Below are 274 nucleotides of genomic sequence, written 5' to 3' on the forward strand. Positions count from 1 at the left end.
TCTTATGGCGATAAAACCTTGAAAACCAAGGTTCTCGACACCTATGATTTTTCCGATGTCGATATTTGCCTGATGTCTGCCGGTGGTTCGGTTTCTAAAGAATGGTCGCCGAAAATCGGTGCGCAGGGGTGCGTTGTTATCGATAACTCATCCGCATGGCGCTATGATGCTGATGTGCCGCTGATCGTTCCGGAAGTAAACCCTGAAGCAATCGACGGTTTCCGCAAGCGCAATATCATTGCCAATCCGAATTGCTCGACAGCGCAGCTCGTTG

The 274-nt window shown here is 49.6% G+C and carries 1 pseudogene; it reads left to right on the forward strand.

Annotation, left to right across the window (positions count from 1 at the left end):
• Nucleotides 1-274, forward strand: a pseudogene (locus HBA93_RS21100) (aspartate-semialdehyde dehydrogenase); the annotation flags it as partial.

Origin of the sequence: Ochrobactrum sp. SFR4, from assembly GCF_019730395.1 — a bacterium.
Classification (GTDB): Bacteria; Pseudomonadota; Alphaproteobacteria; order Rhizobiales; family Rhizobiaceae; genus Pseudochrobactrum.